This is a genomic window from Hymenobacter glacieicola (assembly GCF_014640315.1).
Classification (GTDB): Bacteria; Bacteroidota; Bacteroidia; order Cytophagales; family Hymenobacteraceae; genus Hymenobacter; species Hymenobacter glacieicola.
Map to the genome: position 1 here is coordinate 39,554 of NZ_BMGS01000013.1, position 17,558 is coordinate 57,111.

Annotated in this window: 14 protein-coding genes; 10 read left to right on the top strand and 4 right to left on the bottom strand. The window is 59.1% G+C overall.

Features of this window, described 5'->3' with window-relative positions:
* The first annotated feature begins 18 nt into the window (after positions 1-18).
* On the top strand, positions 19-549 hold the full coding sequence (locus tag IEW18_RS19230) for a 5' nucleotidase, NT5C type (RefSeq protein ID WP_188559508.1): 531 nt from the start codon (positions 19-21) through the stop codon (positions 547-549).
* 126 nt (positions 550-675) lie between these two features.
* Here IEW18_RS19230 and bshA read toward each other — a convergent pair whose 3' ends face one another.
* A complete protein-coding gene (gene bshA / locus IEW18_RS19235; protein ID WP_188559509.1) occupies positions 676-1,818 on the bottom strand; it encodes an N-acetyl-alpha-D-glucosaminyl L-malate synthase BshA in 1,143 nt (380 codons plus the stop codon).
* 252 nt (positions 1,819-2,070) lie between these two features.
* The gene (locus tag IEW18_RS19240; protein ID WP_188559510.1) at positions 2,071-5,022 is read right to left on the bottom strand and encodes a serine hydrolase domain-containing protein; all 2,952 of its coding nucleotides are present in this window, start codon (positions 5,020-5,022) and stop codon (positions 2,071-2,073) included.
* Positions 5,023-5,340: 318 nt separating this feature from the next.
* Here IEW18_RS19240 and mutL point away from each other — a divergent pair, with 318 nt between their 5' ends.
* The 3 genes from mutL (at position 5,341) to IEW18_RS19255 (ending at position 9,298) form a co-directional block, all read left to right on the top strand.
* Positions 5,341-7,392, top strand: a complete 2,052-nt coding sequence (gene mutL, locus IEW18_RS19245) for a DNA mismatch repair endonuclease MutL (protein ID WP_188559511.1) — start codon at positions 5,341-5,343, stop codon at positions 7,390-7,392.
* A gap of 111 nt (positions 7,393-7,503) precedes the next feature.
* Complete coding sequence (locus IEW18_RS19250; protein ID WP_188559512.1) at positions 7,504-8,289, top strand: rhomboid family intramembrane serine protease; 786 nt, start codon at positions 7,504-7,506, stop codon at positions 8,287-8,289.
* Positions 8,290-8,398: 109 nt separating this feature from the next.
* Positions 8,399-9,298: a rhomboid family intramembrane serine protease gene (locus tag IEW18_RS19255; RefSeq protein ID WP_188559513.1), complete on the top strand. Its 900-nt coding sequence runs from the start codon at positions 8,399-8,401 to the stop codon at positions 9,296-9,298.
* Between the two features lie 142 nt (positions 9,299-9,440).
* Here the strand turns inward: IEW18_RS19255 and mdh are convergent, their stop codons facing one another.
* A complete protein-coding gene (gene mdh / locus IEW18_RS19260) occupies positions 9,441-10,382 on the bottom strand; it encodes a malate dehydrogenase (protein WP_188559514.1) in 942 nt (313 codons plus the stop codon).
* A 149-nt stretch (positions 10,383-10,531) separates the two neighbouring features.
* Complete coding sequence (gene tilS / locus IEW18_RS19265) at positions 10,532-11,860, bottom strand: tRNA lysidine(34) synthetase TilS (protein ID WP_188559515.1); 1,329 nt, start codon at positions 11,858-11,860, stop codon at positions 10,532-10,534.
* A gap of 311 nt (positions 11,861-12,171) precedes the next feature.
* On the opposite strand from tilS, the gene IEW18_RS19270 reads away from it, so the two are divergent.
* From IEW18_RS19270 to porD, 6 genes are all read left to right on the top strand, one after another.
* The gene (locus IEW18_RS19270) at positions 12,172-13,812 is read left to right on the top strand and encodes an OstA-like protein (protein ID WP_188559516.1); all 1,641 of its coding nucleotides are present in this window, start codon (positions 12,172-12,174) and stop codon (positions 13,810-13,812) included.
* 86 nt (positions 13,813-13,898) lie between these two features.
* Positions 13,899-14,726 carry an outer membrane protein assembly factor BamD gene (locus tag IEW18_RS19275; protein WP_188559517.1) on the top strand — a complete coding sequence of 276 codons (828 nt, stop codon included), beginning with the start codon at positions 13,899-13,901 and terminating at the stop codon, positions 14,724-14,726.
* Between the two features lie 90 nt (positions 14,727-14,816).
* Entirely contained in the window at positions 14,817-15,164 is a 348-nt protein-coding gene (locus tag IEW18_RS19280) for a DNA-directed RNA polymerase subunit omega (RefSeq protein WP_188559518.1), read from the top strand.
* Between the two features lie 146 nt (positions 15,165-15,310).
* The gene (locus tag IEW18_RS21965; RefSeq protein ID WP_188559519.1) at positions 15,311-15,865 is read left to right on the top strand and encodes a flavoprotein; all 555 of its coding nucleotides are present in this window, start codon (positions 15,311-15,313) and stop codon (positions 15,863-15,865) included.
* Positions 15,866-15,883: 18 nt separating this feature from the next.
* A complete protein-coding gene (locus IEW18_RS21970; protein ID WP_308428075.1) occupies positions 15,884-16,561 on the top strand; it encodes a phosphopantothenoylcysteine decarboxylase domain-containing protein in 678 nt (225 codons plus the stop codon).
* Complete coding sequence (porD, locus tag IEW18_RS19295; RefSeq protein ID WP_188559520.1) at positions 16,554-17,483, top strand: type IX secretion system protein PorD; 930 nt, start codon at positions 16,554-16,556, stop codon at positions 17,481-17,483. The genes IEW18_RS21970 and porD overlap by 8 nt, the downstream gene beginning before the upstream one ends.
* The last annotated feature ends 75 nt before the right edge of the window (positions 17,484-17,558 follow it).

Sequence of the window (17,558 nt, forward strand, 5' to 3'; positions counted from 1 at the left end):
AAGTTTTAACGGCAGCACATGACGAAGACGCGCATTGCAGTGGATATGGACGAGGTAATTGCCGATTCCATTGCCCGCTTCCACGAATGGTACGGACTTGATTTTCAGCTCAGGCTCAGCCTCGATCAGCTTCGTGGCAAGCATTTTCACCAGGCCGTTGCTGCTGAGCATCAGGCTGCGCTCCAAGAGTATCCCAATCGGCCCGGCTTCTTCAAGGATCTGCCCTTAATAGCCGACAGCCAGCGCGTACTGCGCGAAATCAGTCAGCGCCATGAGCTGTTCATTGCCACCGCCGCCATGGAGTTTCCGAACTCTTTTCTGGATAAGTACGAGTGGCTGCAGCAGCACTTTAGCTTTATTCCGTGGCGTAACATTGTGTTCTGCGGCGACAAAAGCATCCTCAACGCCGACTACCTCATCGACGACAACGCCTTTAACTTCGACCATTTCCGGGGCGAAGGAATCCTGTTCGATGCCCCGCACAACGCCGCCGAAACCCGCTACCGGCGGGTGCGCAGCTGGCAGGAGGTAGCGGACCTATTTTTGTAAAAATCAACCTAACCGAAACGGGCCGACAGCAGTAAGCTGTCGGCCCGTTTCGGTTAGGTTGTGCCAAGCGCCGCGGTAGCCAACTTTGCCGCGTTTGCGCCCGACTAGTCAGCTATAGCTGTTTTCTTACACTGCTGCCACTAGGGTAGCATCAATGGCGCGCTGGTAGCAGGCCTCGTAGAGGGGCACAATCTTTTCTACGGCGAAGGTTTCGGCGTGGGCCCGGGCGGCTACTTTGAATCGGGGCAGGTTCTCGTCCTGAAGTACGTAGAGGGCGTTTTTAACCATGTCCTCCACGTCGCCGATGTTGCTGACCATGCCCGTGACGCCGTGCTCATTCAGCTCGGGAATACCGCCGGCATTGGTGCTGATAACCGGCACCTCGCACGACATGGCTTCTAGAGCGGCCAGACCGAAGCTTTCTTTCTCGGATGGCATCAGGAACAGATCGGCTACGCTCAGGACTTCCTCCACGGCTTCCAGCTTGCCCAGGAAGCGCACGTCGTTGCTGAGCAGGCCCAGTTCGCGGCAGATTTTTTCGATGCGGGGGCGGTCCGGCCCGTCGCCTACCAGCAGCAGCTTGGCCGGCATCTGCTTGCGGACCCCATCGAAGATGTGGACCACGTCTTCCACCCGCTTCACGGACCGGAAGTTACTGGTGTGCACCAGCAGCTTTTCGCCGTCAGGGGCAATGGCGGCCTTGAAGTGGCCCTTGTTCTGCTTCTGAAAACGGTCCAGATTAATGAAGTTCGGAATCACCTCAATGTCCTTCTCAATGGCGAAGTACTCGTAGGTTTCCCGGCGCAGATCGGCCGAAACAGCCGTTACGCCGTCCGACTGGTTGATGCTGAACGTAACTACCGGCTCGTAGCTGGCATCTTTGCCCACCAGCGTAATGTCGGTGCCGTGCAGGGTTGTAATGACCGGCACCCGAATGCCCTTCGTGATAAGAATCTGCTTGGCCATGTAGGCCGCCGAGGCGTGCGGAATGGCGTAGTGTACGTGCAGCACATCCAGCTTTTCGTTCTGCACAATGTCCACCATCTTACTGGCCAGGGCCAACTCATAGGGCGGAAACTGGAACAAGGGGTAGGGCGGAATGTAAACCTCGTGGTAGAACAGGTTCTCGTTGAAAAAGTCGAGGCGAACCGGCTGGCTGTAGGTAATGAAGTGGACGCGGTGGCCCTTCAGGGCCAGTGCCTTGCCTAGCTCCGTGGCCACGACGCCCGAGCCGCCGAAAGTAGGGTAACAAACAATGCCGATGTTCATGGGTGGCTTCAACTGAGCCCGGACCAGCTACGGTACGGATAGGGAGGGGGAGAACAATGAGAAGAGCAAGGAGACAAGCAACGGACACTTTCTGCGTGAAACCGTTGCGGGCACCACAAAGCTCCGCCTTGACTTTTGCTTACGAGCAGCCCATTTTTTGGTGCCGACTGTAAAAAAACCGGCGGCAAGTCACCCCGTTCGGATGCCTTGCCGCCAGGGCGGTTTAAAAGAGCAGGAAAGCCGGACAACAGATCATGTTTTCTGTAACGACTTGTAAATCACGTCGTGAATGCGGGTTCGGATGTTGTACTGCCGCAGCTTGTTATTGCCAGCGTCAGGGTACACGCGGTTAGAAAGAAAAATGTAGAGGATTTTGTTTTCGGGGTCCATCCACACGCAGGTGCCCGTGAAGCCGGTATGCCCAAAAGTGCTGGCCGGCGAGAGGTTGCTGGTGGGGCCTTCGGGCTTGCTCGGGTCGCCTTTGTCCCAGCCCAGACCGCGGCGGTTGCCGGCTTCGGTGCTGCGGGCAAATTCCGTGACAATGGGCGTCTGGAAATAGCGCTGCCCGCCGTAGCGGCCGTTCTGCAGGTTCATCTGCATGAGAATGGCCAGGTCGTTGGCGTTGGAGAACAGCCCGGCGTGCCCGCCCACGCCGCCAATCATGGCCGCCGTCTGGTCGTGCACGGTGCCTTGCAGCAGGGTGCGCCGGAAGTAGGTATCATTCTCCGTGGGTGCGATGCACGACTTCGGAAATTTCGCCAGCGGGTTATAGGTCATCGTGCCCAGGCCCAGGGGCTGGTAGAAGTTCTTCTGCAGGAACTGCTCAATGGGCTGCTGCAATACTTTCTCCGCTACCCGCTTCAGAATAATAAAGCTTAGGTCGGAGTACTCTACCGGGTACTTGCCCTTCACCTTGGGCAGCAGACTAGAGCGCCGCACCCAGGACCACACGGAATCTTCGGAAGTAGAAAGGCTGTAGAGCTGCGGGGTTACCTCCCGCGAAAACTGCGGCGACTCGATGCTGGCGTAGAAGGTAGGCTTGGGACCAGCTTTGGTGATGGTTCGCTCCCAGGTCGGGATGCCGGGCTTGAGGCCGGCCTGGTGCATGAGCACTTCCCGCACCGTCATGTCCTTTTTGTTGGTGCTTTTCAGCTCGGGCAAGTAGCCGGCTACTTTCTCGTCGAGGTTGAGCTTGCCCTGGTCCTTGAGGTACATGATGGCCTGCAAGGTGCCCGCTACCTTCGTGACGGAAGCCAGATCGTAGAGCGTGCTGCTGTTCACGGGCTGCGACTTGTCGTAGGTGCAGTAGCCGTAGCTTTTGTCGAACACCACCATGCCATCCTTGGCCACCAGCACCTGGCAGCCGGGCGCGGCAGCGTAGGCCACGGCTTCCAGAGCCACGTTGTCGATCTGAGACAGAATGCGGGAATCGAGGCCGGCTTCTTCGGGCGTACCGTAGCGCAGGCGGCGGAAGTCGGGGGTAGGCAGGCCCGTGCCAGCCTTCAGGTTCTCCGACACCGTGACGGGTAGGCGGCCCTTGGCCGGCAGCGCCCCGAATAGCACCTGCGGTACTACTAGCTGAGAAGCGTAGTTGTCCTCATAACCACACACCAGGGTGCGGCTGCCCTCCAGAAACTTCAGGGCGTAAGCGTTGCCAAAGGCCACCACCACCGTCTTGATGCGCTTGTTGGCCTGCAGCTCCTTCAGGAATTTCAGCGCCCCTTCCCCGATACCGTAGTTATGAGTGGGCGTGTTGTTCATGTTGTGCAGGCTAACTACCACCACGTTATAGGGCGTCAGGCTGCCGGCAATGCGGGCAAAGGTCGAGTCGACGGCGTACCGGTTGGGCACGGCGTACACCGGTCCGTTCTGGTACTTGCCCATAATCTCCTTGTAGGTCGACGCGTCCGAGCCGATGGTTACGGAGGCAATCCGCAGGGTGTCCAGGCGGTTGAAGGGTAGCAGGTCGTCCTCGTTTTTCACTACCGTGGTAGCGTGCTCATAAATCTGCTGCTGCACCATGCGGCTCAGGGGCCGGTTCAGGTTGGTCATCAGATTGGGCACGTCAATGGGCTGGTAGCGGTTCAGGCCCGCCCAGTACTTGGCCCGCAGCATTTTGCGCACCCGCAGGTCAATATCGGCCTGGTCAATCTTACCGGCTTCAATGGTTTCCTTGATTTTCTGCACGGCCATGGGCACGTCCTCGGGAAACAACAGCACGTCGTTGCCAGCCGCCAGGGCCAGGGCATCCAGCTCGCCGGGCTTATACAGGCTCGACACGCTTTTCATGTTCAGGGCATCCGTGAACACGAGGCCGCGGTAGTTCATCTTCTCCTTCAGCAGCCCCGTTACCAGGTTTTTGGAGATGGTAGCCGACAGCGTCCGGACCGTGTCAAACAGGGGCATGTACAAGTGGCCCACCATCACGCCCATCACGCCCTGGTCGATGGCCTTCTGGAACGGGTACAGATCCACGTTCATCAGTCGGGCCAGGTCGGAGTTGATAACGGGCAGAGCTACGTGGGAATCCACGTCGGTGTCGCCGTGGCCGGGGAAGTGCTTGACTACGGCCAGCACCCCGTGGTCCTGCAGTCCGCGGATATAGCTCACGCCGCGCTTAGCTACCTGCTCCTTGTTTTCACCAAACGAGCGGTTGCCAATCACCGGGTTGTCGGGGTTGGAGTTGACGTCGATAACGGGCGAGAAGCTTACGTGCACGCCCAGGGTTTTCATTTTCAGGGCAATTTCGCGGCCCATCTGGTACACGTACTGGTCGTCGTCCATGGCGCCCAGGGTCATGCCTTTGGCAAAGTGCATGGAGGAATCCAGGCGCATGTCCAGGCCCCACTCGGCGTCCATGGCAACCAGCAGCGGCACTTTGGCGGCGGCCTGGTAGCGGTTAGTGAGGTTGGCCTGCCGGCGCGGACCGCCCTGCAGAAACATCAGCCCGCCGATGTTATAGTTTTTGATCAGGAACTCCGTGTACTGGGTGTGCTTCCGGTCCTTGTTGGAGTACGCGGCCACCATGAACAACTGGCCCAGGCGCTGATCGGGAGTAAGCGAGTTAAACACGCTGTCGACCCAGTTTTGCTCGGCCACCGACATGGGCCGCGCATCTTCCTCGCGCGGGGTCGCTGAGGAAATGAGCAGACCCGTAATGGCCAGTACTAGCAGGAATATTCCAATCCGAAAGTCTTTGAGCATCGGCTCCGGTCGTTCGTGCTGAGGGGTGATAGGTAAGAGGAAGGCGAAGTGAAAAGCCCTACTTTTGCGGTTCCAAAAACGGTGCCGGCTACGGAGGCAGGCCACGCTACGGGCCGCTCATGCTGGCCTTTGCATTGTTACCTTCCTCACCTTCCAACGCACAAGACGGTGAATACGTCTCACGCTGCGCACACAAAAGTTGGCCGCAAACTTACGGATAATTTCCCGACGCCGGTTGTTATCAGGCCGATAGCCCCGCGGGAAGGCCCGGAAGCAGCACCGTTTTTTTCGTTGATTTTGCCTTGATTTCGATAGTGTATGGCCGATATTATTCAGCTGCTACCCGAGTATTTAGCCAACCAAATTGCCGCCGGCGAGGTAGTGCAGCGGCCCGCTTCGGCGGTAAAAGAACTGCTGGAAAACGCTGTGGACGCCGGCGCTACCCAGGTGCAGCTCATCGTGAAGGAAGCGGGCAAGCAACTGGTGCAAGTGGTTGATAACGGCTCGGGCATGAGCCCAACGGACGCGCGCATGAGCCTGGAGCGCCACGCCACCAGCAAAATCCGCACCACCGACGACCTGTTCCGCATCCGTACCCTGGGGTTCCGGGGCGAGGCGCTGGCCTCCATTGCCGCCGTGGCCCAGGTGGAAATCCGCACCAAGCAGCGCGACCAGGACACCGGCTCCTTACTACTGGTGGAAGGCTCGCAGGTGAGCAGCCAGCAGCCCGTGGCCTGCCCCGACGGCACCAGCATCAGCGTGAAAAATCTGTTTTTTAACGTGCCCGCCCGTCGTAACTTCCTCAAGAGCAACGCGGTGGAGATGCGCCACATTCTGGACGAGTTTCAGCACGTCGCCCTGGCCAACCCTCAGATCAGCTTCTCGCTGTTTCAGAATGATCTGGAGGTGTTTAACCTGCCGGCCGGCAAGCTGAGCCAGCGCATTGTATCGTTGCTGGGCAACGGCTACAAGGAGCAGCTGGCGCAGGTAGAAGAAGTGACGCCGTTTATCAGCGTGAAAGGCTTTATCGGCAAGCCGGAGTCGGCCAAGAAAAGTCGGGGCGACCAGTTTTTCTTTGTCAACAACCGCTTCATTCGCTCGGCCTACCTCAACCACGCCGTGCTGGCCGCCTACGAGGGGCTGCTGCCTAAGGACACGCACCCATTTTACGTGCTGTTTCTGGAGCTTGACCCCAAGGCCATCGACATCAACGTGCACCCGACCAAAACGGAAATCAAGTTCGAGGACGAGAAAACCGTGTACGCCATTGTGCGGGCCGCCGTGAAGCAAAGCCTGGGGCTGCACAACATGGCGCCTTCCCTGGACTTCGACGGCGACGTGAACTTTGCGCCTATTCAGCCCCTGCGCCTTTCGGGCCAGGAGCGCAACCCCTTTGCCGATGACTTCAAGCCCGACGCCCTGGCTTCCGCGGCGGCCCGGGCCGCGGGTAGCCCGGCTACTTCCAAAAATAAAACGCCCCGCTCCGATGCCTATGAGCGGCAGTTGCCGCCCCGGCCTACCGAGCAAGCCAAGCGGGAACTGGAGGACTTTTATAAGAGCCTGAGCCAGATCAGCGTGCCCGACGTGGAGCACGAGGCCACGGCGGCCGGCGTGCCGGTGCCCTCCGCCGCGGCAGTAGGGCCTCGTCCGGTGGCGGTGCCCGCGCTGCCGCCGGCCGCCGGGCCCGCGCCGGAACTACCCGCGGCCGGCGCATTTGCTACCCCGCCCGCGCCGGAAGAACCGCTGGCGGCGCCCGTTACGGCTACTCCGGAGCTGCCCCTGCGCGAGTCGTCCACGGGGCCCGGCAACAAGGTGCTGCAGCTGCACCAGCAGTATCTATTGGTACCCGTGAAGTCGGGCGTCATGCTGATTGACCAGGTAGCGGCCCGGGAGCGAATCCTGTTTGAGCAGTACGCCCAGAACCTGGAGCGTGACACCAGCGCCTCCCAAACCCTGCTGTTTCCGCGCACCATTACCTTCACCCCCCAGGACTTCGCCATTCTGCGGGAGGTAGAAGAACCCCTGCGGGCCCTGGGCTTCCGCTTTACCGATTTCGGCAAGCACACCATTGCCGTGGAAGGCATTCCGGCCGATGTGCCTGCCCGCGACGAGAAAGAGCTATTGGAGGGCCTCATTGAGCAGTTCCGGACCCACGCCGGCCCCATGAAGCTGGACCGCCGGGAGCAAATAGCCCGGGTGCTGGCCCGGCGCGTGGCGGCTACGGCCGCCGGCGCCCGCCTCTCGGAGCTGGAAATGACCACACTCGTTGACAAGCTCTTTGCCTGCCAGGTGCCCAACTACACCCCCGATGGCCGGCGCACCATTGTGCTGCTGGAGCTGGGTCAGGTGCAGGAGCTATTCCGGCGGTAGCCGGAAAGCGTGGCGCGCTAGGTAGCCGCACCGCCGCCGCTTACGTAGTTCCTTTGCCATCGGAGCCCGGGGCCCGCCTGGCGCTTATTCTTTCGTTCCAACCTGCCCTTCATGTTTCAGCTTACCCCCACGGTCCGCAACCTGCTTATCGCCAACGTGGCGGTGTTTTTTCTGAGTACCCTGGTGAGCAACCGCCTGCTTTTTCTGGCCCTGTATCCTCTTGATAACCGGCTGTTTGGGCCCTGGCAGTTTCTGACCCACATGTTCATGCACGCCGATATTGGCCATATCTTTTCTAATATGCTGGGCCTAATAGCCTTGGGGCCCATGCTAGAGCAGCGCTGGGGCGCCAAGCGCTTTCTGACGTACTGGCTGATTTGCGGTCTGGGAGCGGGCATGCTTTATAATGGCTTGCGCACCTATGAGCTGCGGCGAATGCAGCACGATACAGAAGTATTTCGCCAAGAGCCCACGGACTTGCACCTGCAGGACTACGTGGAGCATAACGTGACTGAAAATCCCCGGGCCTACGACCCCGTCATCAGCCAGCTGCACAAAACCCCCGACGATCAGCAGCTGATTCAGGGCGTGCTCACGTCGATGGAGCAAGGCTACCAGGACAGCCTGCGTTACCCCATGCTGGGCGCATCCGGGGCGCTTTTCGGCATTATGCTGGCCTTTGCCTTCTTCTTTCCTAATACTGAGCTGATGGTTTTTCCTATACCGATTCCCATCAAGGCCAAGTATTTTGTGGTGCTGTACGGGCTGTACGAATTCTACTTTGGGGTCCACCGCGTACCCGGCGACAATGTGGCGCACTTTGCGCACTTGGGCGGAATGTTGGTTGGCCTCGTGGTGTTGCTACTCTGGCAGCGTAACCGCACCCGCATGTACTAAGTCCGCGAACTTGTCAGGGCGCAGGAAGCTTGCCCGAAAATTGTAGAAATTACCGCCCGCTGCCGGTGCCTCACTACCGCCCCGGCCCCGCTTCAAACCTGCCTCACCTATGAGTATTGCCAACGATATCCGCACGGCCTTTAGCAAACGGGACAACGCCCTGAACCAGCTGCTGCTGCTGAATGTGCTGGTGTTCATTGGCTTCATTCTGCTGCGGACGGTGCTGTTCATCCTTACCAAGGACCGTAACGGACACCTGCCGGTACTGGAGTGGCTGGCCGTGCCCTCGGTGCCCGGCACCTTGCTCACCCGCCCCTGGACGCTGCTTACCTACAGCTTCATCCACTTCGAATTTCTGCACATTCTCTTCAACCTGCTGAACCTGTACTGGTTCGGGTCGTTGGTGCGCGAGTACCTCGGCGACCGGCGCCTGGTGAGTTTGTACGTGCTGGGCGCCTTTGCCGGGGCCGCCTTGTACGTGCTGGCGTTCAACCTGATTCCGGCCTTTCGCGATTCGCCGGCTATTTTGTATGGTGCTTCCGCCAGCGTAACGGCCGTTATTCTGGCCGCTGCTACCCTCTTGCCCGACTACACGTTCAGCATTATTCTGATTGGGCCGGTCCGCATCAAATACATTGCCGGCGTAGTGGTGCTGCTGAGTATTGCCGGCATCAACGGGGGGAACCCGGGCGGCGAAATTGCCCACCTGGGCGGGGCGCTGCTAGGCTTTCTGTTCATTAAGCAGCTCCAGGCGGGCCGCGACCTGGGCCGCCCGGTGCAGGCCGTCGGCGACTGGGTAACGCGCCTGGCTACCGGCCGGCCCAACCTGCGCGTAACGCGGGGCGGAGCCGCTACGGCAGTTCCCGCCGCGGCCGTACCCAAGAAAGGCAGCCTGGCCAAACCCGAGCAGGATGAAATTGACCTGATTCTGGACAAGATTTCGCGCTCCGGTTACGAAAGCCTGTCGAAAGATGAGAAGCAGAAGCTGTTCCGGGCCAGCCAGCGTTAAGCATTACCCTAGTTAAGCACCAAAAAGCCCACCGAATGTAATCGGTGGGCTTTTTGGTGGCTGCTAATCAGAAACTTTAAAAACAAAGGGCCTCTCTACCCGGGTAGAGAGGCCCTTTGCGTCTGAAGCTCGTCGGGGCAGCTTAGGCCGAAGCCTTGCTCATGTTGTCGAGGGCGTCCATTACCTCTTTCACGTGGCCGCGCGAGGTTTCCAGCAGAGCCTTTTCCTCGTCATTGAGTTGCAGCTCGATTACCTTCTCAATGCCGTTGCGGCCCAGGATAACCGGGGCGCCCAGGTACACCCCGTTGATGCCGTACTCGCCCTGCAGCTCAATGCACACGGGGAACACGCGGCGCTGGTCGCGCACAATGGCTTCTACCATCTGCGCTGCGGCGGCGCCGGGAGCATACCAGGCCGAAGTGCCCATCAGTTTCACCAGCTCGCCGCCACCCACGGCCGTGCGCTGCACAATGGCATCGAGTTCTTCTTTGCCGATGAGCTCGGTTACCGGAATGCCGCCTACGGTGGTGTAGCGGGGCAGGGGCACCATCGTGTCGCCGTGGCCGCCCATGAGCACGGCCTGAATGTCCTTGGGGCTCACGTTCAGGGCCTCAGCCAGGAAGGCACGGTAGCGGGCCGTATCCAGAATGCCAGCCATGCCAAACACCTTCTCGCGGGGCAAACCCGAGGTGAGGTGGGCCTGGTACGTCATCACGTCCAGCGGGTTCGACACAACGATGATGATGGCGTTGGGCGAGTATTTTACTACCTGCTCGGTTACCGTTTTCACGATGCCGGCGTTGGTCGAAATCAGGTCGTCGCGGCTCATGCCGGGCTTGCGGGGCAGGCCGGAGGTAATGACCACCACATCCGAGTCGGCGGTGCGGGTGTAGTCGCCGGTGACGCCTACGGTGCGGGAATCGTAGCCGATAATGGGGGCTTTCTGCCAGATGTCAAGGGCTTTGCCTTCGGCGAAACCTTCCTTGATGTCAACCAGCACAATTTCGTTGGCAATTTCGCGGGTGGCCAGTACATCGGCGCAGGTTGCCCCTACGTTGCCGGCTCCAACTACGGTAACTTTCATTGGGTGAGGAATTGGGTGTGAACTATGGGATGAGGTCGTAAAGCTAACCCAAAACGGTTTCTGGCAAACCCAATTACCGCAAAACTGTACGGTAGGGGCGCGAGTGCACACGGCTCAACCGTAGGGCTATTGCCCATCAGCTACACCCCTTACATGCGCTTCACCACCAGCACCCGCTCGGTTTCTTCGGTCACCTTGAACCGGTCGTCGGGGCGGAAGCCGATAACCCAGGCAATTTTGCCGTCGGCGGAAACCAGCACCTGCACGTTGTCTTTGAGGTTAAGCGGTACTTTCTGGTCGATGAGGAAGTCGGAGAGCTTCTTCTTGCCCTTCATGCCGATGGGCATAAACCAGTCGCCCTCCTGCCAAGTGCGCACCGTGAGCGGAAACTTCAGGGCGTCCGCATCCAGCGCCGCCACGGCTTTGCCCTTCGGAATATCGAAGCCTTCGGTTACTTCCCGCAGCTCGGTGCGCAGGTGCAGGCCGTCAATTTTCAGGGCTTCCTGGCCGGCTTGCAGCTGGTGGGTGCCAAACTTGGTGAGCGTGCGTGGGGTAATCACCAGCTGCTCCCGGTCCTTGACCAGCCGGTGCGTCGGCGACTCAAACCGGCGGCCCGACTCGGCCCCGAAGCTCTGCACAATGTCTTTTACCATGAGGTAGGAAAAGCCAAACGGCCGGAGCAGTTCGTGCAAGACTACGGCAGTAGCGGCCGTGCGCTGCAGCATCCGGATATCGAGGTAGGTCGCCTCGGGCTCGGTGCGCTGGGCCTGGGCGGCGGTTTCTTCCACGTAGCGGCGCACAATTTCCTCGGCCCCGCCCACGCGCTCAGCGGTAATGCTCAGGGTCTGGTCGAGGTTGGGGTTGATGTCGCGCAGCACGGGTAGTACGTCCAGGCGCAGGCGGTTGCGCTGGTATACGGGCGAGTCGTTCGAGGCATCCTCGCGCCAGATCAGGCGGTTTTCTACGACGTAATCGTAGAGGTCGGGCTTGCTGACGGCCAGCAGGGGGCGCACGAGGTAGCCGGCTTTGGGCCGGATGCCGTGCAAGCCCGCTAGGCCGGTGCCGTGGGTGAGGTTGAGCAGCATGGTTTCGGCCGTGTCGCGCTGGTGGTGGGCCGTGGCAATGTAGTCGAGGCCCTGGGTCTGGCGCAGGCGCTCAAACCACTCGTAGCGCAGGGCGCGGGCCGCCATCTGGGTTGAAATGCCTTCTTGCTCGGCAAACTGCTTGGTCTGGAAAAACTCCACGAAGTAGGGCACCTCGTACTGTTTGGCCAGCTTGCGCACGAACTGCTCGTCGGCGTCGGCTTCCTCGGCCCGTAGCCCGAAATGGCCGTGCGCTATGGCAAAGTCTATGCCCAGCTTGTGCAGCACGTGAGCCAAGACCACCGAATCGAGGCCGCCGCTGACGGCCACCAGCAGCTTATCGGTGGGGGAGAAGAGAGCGTGTTCCTGAATATAGGCTTGAATTCGGTCGAGCATGGGGGGTAGGGAGAAATGCGGTTAACGCAGCGGAAACAGACAAATGCATCTCTCCTGTCATTCCGACGCAGGAGGAATCTGGATTGTTCACCAAAGGCTAACCCAGATTCCTCCTGCGTCGGAATGACAGAAAAGGCTGATGGCTGATGGTAAAAAGGGTAGAAGTTGTTGCATGAGCACAGCCGACAGCTGTCTGGTCTTGATCAACTATCTGTACTATTCCACAAAGAAAACCGTTAGCAACGGCCCTTCTGTACCTTTGCAGTTAAATGTCGTTTCCGAAGCCTCTTTTTCTCTTCCTGCTCCTGCTGTTGCCCCTCCTCCCCTGGGCCCAGCAACGCCCCGCCGACCGCCCCGGTGCGCCGCCTACCCCTACCCAAGGTCAGCGCATCGAGCTACTCGGCGCTGGGCGGCTGCAAGGCGGCACGTTTAACGGCGTAGAAATTCGTAAGCTGATTGGCAACGTGAGCTTCAAGCAGGGCACCACACTGCTGTACTGCGATTCGGCCTACCAGTACACTGAGCGAAATGCGCTGGAAGCGTTCAGCAACGTGCGCATCATTCAGAACGACACCATCACGATTACCGGCGACCGGGGCACGTACGACGGCGACACCCGCAAGGCCCGCATGACCGGCAACGTGACCATGCGCGACCCGCGCATGACCCTGACTACCCAGCTGCTCGACTACGACCTGAACCGCAACCTGGCCTACTACAGCACCGGCGGCCACCTCCAGGACCCGGAAAACACCTTGGACAGCCAGTTTGGCTACTATAATACCCAAAGCAAGGTATTCAGTTTCAAGCGCAACGTGAAGTTGATAACCAAGGAAAACACTATCGACACCGATACGCTCCAGTACAACACCGTCAGCAAAATTGCCTACTTCTTCGGGCCGACGCGCATCCGGGGCAAGCAGGGCAACCTCTACGCCGAAAACGGCACCTACAACACCATTACCAAGGTTTCCAACTTTGCCCGCAACGCCAAAATTGAAACCCCCAACTACCTGCTCGGCGGCGACAAGATTTTCTACGACGAAGCCCGGCAGTACGGCGTGGCTACCGGCCACGTCTCGATGACCTCTAAGAAGGACAACATTGAAATCCGGGGCGACGTGGGCCGCTACTGGCGGGCCCAGGGCCGGGCCAAGGTGTACGGCAGCCGCCCGGTAATGCGCAATATCAACGACAAGGATACGCTTTACCTGACCGCCGACACGCTGGTGAGCCTGGAGGGCCGCCCGCCCCAGAACAAGGCCGGCGTCATCTACGCTTACCGCAAGGTGGGCATCTTCCGCGCCGATTTGCAGGGCCGCTGCGACTCGCTGACCTACGACCGGCAGGACTCCGTCATCTACCTCAGCCACGACCCGGTGCTCTGGAACCAGAAAAACCAGCTCACCGCCGATTCCATGCAGATTCAGCAGCGCAAGGGCCAGATTGACCAGATGCGCCTCTACGGGCACGCCTTCAGCATTGGGCAGGACACGCTGCTGAACTTCAACCAAGTGAAGGGCCGCTACATGGTGGCCTACTTCCGGGATAAGTCGATAAAAAAAATTGACGTGCTTGGCAACGCCGAGAGCCTCTACTATGCTCTTGAGGGCGACACGGCCGTGTCCGGGGTCAACAAATCTGTCTCGGCGACCATGGCCCTGCGCTTTGCCGACAGCAAGCTCCAAACCATCAGCTTCCTGACCAACCCCGAGGCCAGCTTTATCCCGCCCAATGAACTCAAGCCCGAAGATGCCCAGCTAAAAGACTTCCGGTGGCGGCCCAAGGAACGCCCTACCCGCCGCCAAACGTTAGGCAAGCACTTCGCCCTACCGGTCAAGCCCAAAAAGAAAGCGGCCCCCAAGAAAAAGCCCGCCGCTACTCCCCGAAAAGCAGCGCCGGTCAAAAAGAAAACGGCACCTGCCGCCCCCAAGCCGGTAGTGAAAAAGTAGCGCCAGTGGCCTGAGGGGTAGTAGTTTTACTTCCCTAAGCTGTGGTACTCATTGCCTCACTGATTATCCTTACCTTTGCGCCCCTTATGCTGTCTTTCCGCCCTACCTTCTTTGTTCTGCTGCTAAGCACGTTGCTGCTCGGCTCTTGCACCGGCTACCAGAAGCTGCTCAAGAGCACCGACGTGAACAAGAAGTACGAAGCTGCTATTCAGTACTATGAGAAAGGCGACTTTTTCAAGGCCGGCACGCTGCTCGAAGAGCTGATTCCGCTGCTGAAAGGCCGTCCGGAAGCGGAGAAGGCGCAGTTTTATTTTGCCAACACCAACTTCCGCCAGCGCAACTACACGCTGAGCGCCTACTATTTCAAGACCTTTTACGAGACGTACCCGAACTCCTCGTTTGCGGAGGAAGCGGCTTTCATGCAAGCCAAGTCTTTGTTTCGCGACTCCCCGGATTTTCAGCTGGACCAAACCAACACCTATTCGGCCCTGGAAGTCATTCAGGATTTCCTGAACCGCTTCCCCGAAAGCCGCTTCCGCGCCGAAACCGACGGCATGTCGCAGGAGCTGCAGAAGAAGCTGGAAAACAAAGCCTTCCGCGGCGCCCGCCTTTACTATGACCTGCGTTACTACCAGTCGGCGGTAACGGCCTTCACGGGTTTTCAGCAGCAGTATCCGGCCTCGGCTTTTGGCGAGCAGGCGGCCTTCCTCAAGCTCAGCGCCCAGTTTGATTTGGCCACGGAAAGCGTGGAAGAAAAGCAGCGGGAGCGGTACCTGGAAGCCATTGCCTTCTACCAGAATTTTATTGACGCTTTCCCGCAGAGCAAAAATCTAAAGGATGCCGAGCGTATGTACGACACGGCCCGCGACGCCGTAGCCAAGCTCAAGCCGGCTGAATCAACCGCCGCTAACTAAGCGGTTAATTTGTGATGTGATAACGAGCGGCTACCAGCACATCAGAAATTAGCATATTGACCCATCGACAAATCAGCCCATCAACTCCATATGAAGACTCCGAACAACGTACCCGCTTCTATTGTGACCCGCAACATGTCGGACTTCACCCACGAGACTGGCAACGTGTATGAGAGCATTGCCATCATCTCGAAGCGCGCCAACCAGATTTCCGTGAAGCTGAAAGAAGAGCTGAACGGCAAGCTGGCCGAGTTTGCTACCACCGTCGACAACCTCGAAGAAGTGTTCGAAAACCGTGAGCAAATCGAAATTTCCAAGCACTACGAGCGTCTGCCCAAGCCTACCAACCTGGCTGTAGAGGAGTTCCTGGAGGGCAAAGTGCACTTCCGCACGCCCGCTGAAGAGGAGCAGCTGCCCGAGGCCCGCAAGGCTGAGTAGTTCGCGCCCTGTCTCGCACAACAAGTAGCGCCATGCTGAGTTCGGGAAGCCCGGTGCCCGCCTCGTTGGAAACCCTTTCCGACGATTGCGCGCCGGGTTTCCCGAACTCAGCATGGCGTTTTCATGGAATATAGCCTTACCCTCTGATGGCTGAACTGCAAGGGCGCAAGATTCTGCTGGGCGTAAGCGGCAGCATTGCCGCGTATAAATCGGCTACGTTAGTGCGGCTGCTGGTAAAAGCCGGCGCCGAAGTGCAGGTGATTCTGACGCCTGCGGCCACCGCCTTCGTAACCCCGCTCACCCTGGCCACCTTGTCCAAGAATGCGGTACTACAGGGCTTTGTGAAGGATGAGCGGGGCGGAGAGTGGCACAATCACGTGCACCTGGGTTTGTGGGCCGATGCGCTGGTAATAGCTCCGGCCTCGGCTAACACGCTGGCACACTTGGCAAATGGCCTCTGCGATACCCTGCTCGATGCCGTTTACCTCTCGGCCCGCTGCCCGGTGTTTGTAGCCCCGGCCATGGACCTGGACATGTACCAGCACCCGGCTACCCAGGCTAACCTAAGCCGCTTGCGCCAGTACGGCAACCACATCTGGGAGTCGCCGGCGGGGGAGCTGGCCAGTGGCCTGAGCGGCCCGGGCCGCATGCTGGAGCCGGAGCAGATTGTAATCGAGCTAAAGCAATTCTTTGCCGAATAGTCTATCTTATCGGCCCTCTTGGCTGACTTATTTCTGATGGAAACCTTGCGCGTTCTGATTACTGCCGGTCCTACTTATGAGCCTCTGGACCCCGTCCGCTTTATCGGGAACCATAGCACCGGCAAAATGGGCTACGCGCTGGCCGAAACCTTTGCCGCCGCCGGCGCGGTAGTGGACCTGATCAGCGGCCCTACCAGTCTGCCCGATCCGGCCTCATCGAGCATCCGGGTGCAGCGCGTGCAAACTGCCGACGAAATGTACGCCGCCGCTGCCGCCGTAGCCGCCGCGGCCGACGTCTGGGTTTTTGCCGCGGCCGTAGCAGATTACAAGCCGGCGCAGGTGGCGGAAAACAAAATCAAGAAAGCTGGCGACACGCTTACCCTGGAACTGGTCAAGAACGTGGACATTGCCGCTACCCTGGGCAAAACCAAGCGGCCCGAACAATTTTCGGTAGGTTTTGCGTTGGAGACAAACAATGAGCGGGCGCACGCGCTGGAAAAGCTTCAGCGCAAGAACTTTGACCTGGTCGTCCTCAACTCCTTGCGTGACCCCGGGGCCGGTTTCCGTCATGACACCAACAAGGTAACCTTGCTGGGGGCCGATGGAGCGGTAACTACCTTTGAGTTGAAGCCCAAAACAGAAGTAGCCCACGACATTGTGCGTACCGTTTTAGCCCGCTTGCCCCACCATGCGTAACCTTGCCCTGCTGTCCTGTCTGCTGCTGTTGCCGGCCTTACTGCTGACCCGTTCTGCCCACGCTCAAGAACTGCAGGCGGAGGTAGCCATTTCCACGGAAAACGTGACCATTGCCGACCGGCAGCTGGTGCAGCAGATGCGCAACGACATGCAGGCCTTTCTGAACACCCGCTCCTTTACCAACCAAACGTACCGGCCGGAGGAGCGGATTCGCTGTAAGTTCTTCGTGGGCATTACGGAAATTCCGCAGAACGGCACTTACCGGGCCACAGTGCGCATCCTGAGCACCCGCCCGGTGTACGGCACCGGCTACGAAACCAACGTGCTTAGCTTTGCCGACCGGGGCTGGATTTTCAATTACTCGCCCCAGAACCCGATTGACTACTCCGAGAATACCTTCGTCGGTAACCTGTCGTCGTTGCTGGCTTTCTATGCCTATATCGTCATTGGCATGGACCAGGACAGCTTTTCGCCCCTGAGCGGCTCGGCGTACTACGACCGGGCCCGCAACATTCTGACCAATGCTTCCTCCCAAAACGTGACCAATGAGGCCGATGAGGGCTGGAAGGACGGGAACAACGGCAACCGCTACTGGCTGCTCAATAACTTGCAGGACCCGCAGTTGGAGGCCTTCCGCAGCGGTATGTACGCCTACTACCGACAGGGCATGGACGTGTTCATCACCAAGCCCGAGGAAGCCCGCACCACCATTACTACCGCCTTGCAGGGCGTGCAACAAGCCGTGCAGCGCCGGCCGGGTACGCTGCTAGCCCGTGCCTTCTTCACTACTAAGGCCGACGAAATAGCCAATATCTTCCGCACCAGTCCCGACCAGCAGCAGAAGACGCAGGTAGTTACCCTGCTGTCGGAGACGGACCCGACTAATTCGGCTAAGTACCAGGCTATCCTGCGGCAGCCGTAAGCAGGCTCAAAAAAAGATTCAGCGAAAATAGTTAGCAATTAACTAAGTGAGCTAGTAGCTTTGCTAAAGCTACTA

Bases quoted from the DNA above. Each gene is read 5' to 3' on its own strand.
- tilS (WP_188559515.1), bottom strand. From the start codon at position 11,860: ATGCTCGACCGAATTCAAGCCTATATTCAGGAACACGCTCTCTTCTCC.
- IEW18_RS19255 (WP_188559513.1), top strand. From the start codon at position 8,399: ATGAGTATTGCCAACGATATCCGCACGGCCTTTAGCAAACGGGACAAC.
- mutL (WP_188559511.1), top strand. From the start codon at position 5,341: ATGGCCGATATTATTCAGCTGCTACCCGAGTATTTAGCCAACCAAATT.
- porD (WP_188559520.1), top strand. From the start codon at position 16,554: ATGCGTAACCTTGCCCTGCTGTCCTGTCTGCTGCTGTTGCCGGCCTTA.
- bshA (WP_188559509.1), bottom strand. From the start codon at position 1,818: ATGAACATCGGCATTGTTTGTTACCCTACTTTCGGCGGCTCGGGCGTC.
- IEW18_RS21965 (WP_188559519.1), top strand. From the start codon at position 15,311: ATGGCTGAACTGCAAGGGCGCAAGATTCTGCTGGGCGTAAGCGGCAGC.
- IEW18_RS19250 (WP_188559512.1), top strand. From the start codon at position 7,504: ATGTTTCAGCTTACCCCCACGGTCCGCAACCTGCTTATCGCCAACGTG.
- IEW18_RS19275 (WP_188559517.1), top strand. From the start codon at position 13,899: ATGCTGTCTTTCCGCCCTACCTTCTTTGTTCTGCTGCTAAGCACGTTG.
- IEW18_RS19280 (WP_188559518.1), top strand. From the start codon at position 14,817: ATGAAGACTCCGAACAACGTACCCGCTTCTATTGTGACCCGCAACATG.
- mdh (WP_188559514.1), bottom strand. From the start codon at position 10,382: ATGAAAGTTACCGTAGTTGGAGCCGGCAACGTAGGGGCAACCTGCGCC.
- IEW18_RS19230 (WP_188559508.1), top strand. From the start codon at position 19: ATGACGAAGACGCGCATTGCAGTGGATATGGACGAGGTAATTGCCGAT.
- IEW18_RS19240 (WP_188559510.1), bottom strand. From the start codon at position 5,022: ATGCTCAAAGACTTTCGGATTGGAATATTCCTGCTAGTACTGGCCATT.